The organism is Coprococcus sp. ART55/1, assembly GCF_000210595.1.
GTDB classification, from domain to species: domain Bacteria; phylum Bacillota; class Clostridia; order Lachnospirales; family Lachnospiraceae; genus Coprococcus; species Coprococcus aceti.
Map to the genome: position 1 here is coordinate 2,889,541 of NC_021018.1, position 2,087 is coordinate 2,891,627.

Below are 2,087 nucleotides of genomic sequence, written 5' to 3' on the forward strand. Positions count from 1 at the left end.
AATCCAGTCTTCACGTCGCCGGTTATCTTGGTATCATAACCCGCAACCGCATCCTCTTTAACGGTATAGGCTATCTCATTGCCGTTATCATCGTACTTTGGAAGATCAGCAAAGCTGAAATTCCAGTTACCTGACGCATCAGGGGTAACCGTCTTACTTGCGACCTCAGTCGTTCCATTCATAAGACGGACTTTAATATCCTCAGCTCTCTTGCCATCCTGATTATTATTGTCATCCCAAACCTTGGTTCCACTTACCGTGATAAATGCCTTGTATTCATTCGCCACAGTCACAAGTGATGATGACGATGATGAGATAACAACATCCGCAGCCGTATTGCCTGTTGATGAACCTACAGTATATGTAACTTTATGTGTATATCCATCAAACGCTGCACTTGTCTCTGTTACAGTGTATTTTCCATATGGAGCATTATTGATAACGTAGCTTCCTAAGTAAAACTGATCATATGTTACGATTGTAGGTCCCTTGTATCCCTCAGGGCCTGATATTGTAAATGTGATCTGCTTCTTCTGTGCATCTGTAAGCTTTGTATCATCGAGGTCTCCGCTGAAGAACTTCGTGATAACAAGGCTTCCAACATTCAGCTTGTTTGTGATCGTTGCAGCGGTAACTACATCGTTCTCATCCTTTGTGAGCTGAACATCGCTTGTATATCCTTCTACGTCATCCTCATCTACAGTGTAGTTGATAAGATTGCCATCGGCATCCTTCTTATCAAGATCTGTAAATGTTCCACTCCAGTTATTTGAATCATTGAGTGTAAGTGTCTTGTCAACGATCTTTGTTATATTGCCCGCCGCATCCTCTGTGGCAAGTGTAACTTTGATGTTCTTTGGTCTTGCTGACAGAATGTTGTCGCTGTCATCCCACTTCTTGGTTACAGGAATATCGATCGTCTCATTTGTCACCTTTGTGTTGGTGTTCGTGATGGTGATCGTTCCGGTTGCTGTTCCATTATTACTTATTGTGACCTGGTAATCAGCATTATCGAAATCCTCTTCTGCAAAGTAGTAGAGGTAGTTGCCATTTGCATCAGCTACTTTAAGCTCTATCTCATCGCTTGTCCACTTATTTGCACTATTTAAGGTAATTGTCTTTACAACAGGATCTGTGTTCTTGTCGTAACTTGATGGATTAGTTGATGCATAGATCTTAACTGTTATACTGTCAACCGGAATATCCTTCAGTGTTCCACCTGCAGCATCCTTCCATACCTTTTTAACAGTTATCTTTCTGTTCTCAGGAGTGTTATCTACTGGCAGTGTATAATCCTGTGAACCTTTGCTGTCAAGGACTATGTCTGAGATAGAATCAGTTGTCACCTCAGCAGGTTTCGGTCCTGTCAGGCTGGATGAGATATTGTTCTCATATATGTATATAGGATCTGTGAGTTTCTCATAACCCTCTGGTGCTTCCACCTCTATAAGCTTGTAATAGTAATTATAATACAAACTTGATAATGTAAGTCTTCCCTGTTCGTTAGTTACTCTTTCCTCATCGCTTCCAGGTACCATGAGATTCCAGTTAGTGTCTGCACTGTTGTTTGGATCACCATATCTGTAAAGCGCAAACTTCGCACCAGCAAGCTTGATTCCTGTCATTATAGAGTCAGTTTTTATTATCGAAAGATTAAACTGCTCTGTATCAGTTCCCATTGATGAATCCTGATCATTGATGTTCGTGTCCGTTGATGACGAATCTGCCGAACTCGTAGATCCAAGAATACCAACGCTGTTCTTAACATCCGCTGTAAGCTTACCTGTATATACAAGAGTATATGTATACTTCAGAATAAACTTTGTCTCATCCGGCATGGTGAGTGTCAGTGTAGACATCTTAGCTGTCGTATCATCTGCATATGTATAGCTGTATTTGTCCGCCGGAACTTCAGCGCCTGTATCTGCGTACAGAAGCTTAAACGAACCATCCTTGATAAATACTCTCTTTACTGCATCCGCATTGCTGTAGTCATACTTGTCAACTACAGTTATGGATCCTGTATTGCCAAGAGCCTCACCCTTCTCATTGATATGCACAGTATATTCAATACTGTTGGTGTCATT

At 41.4% G+C, this 2,087-nt stretch carries 1 protein-coding gene; it reads right to left on the bottom strand.

The features are described 5' to 3' along the window. The coding region (locus tag CCU_RS13020; protein WP_208896273.1) for a Cna B-type domain-containing protein at positions 1-2,087 on the bottom strand (2,087 nt) is incomplete at both ends.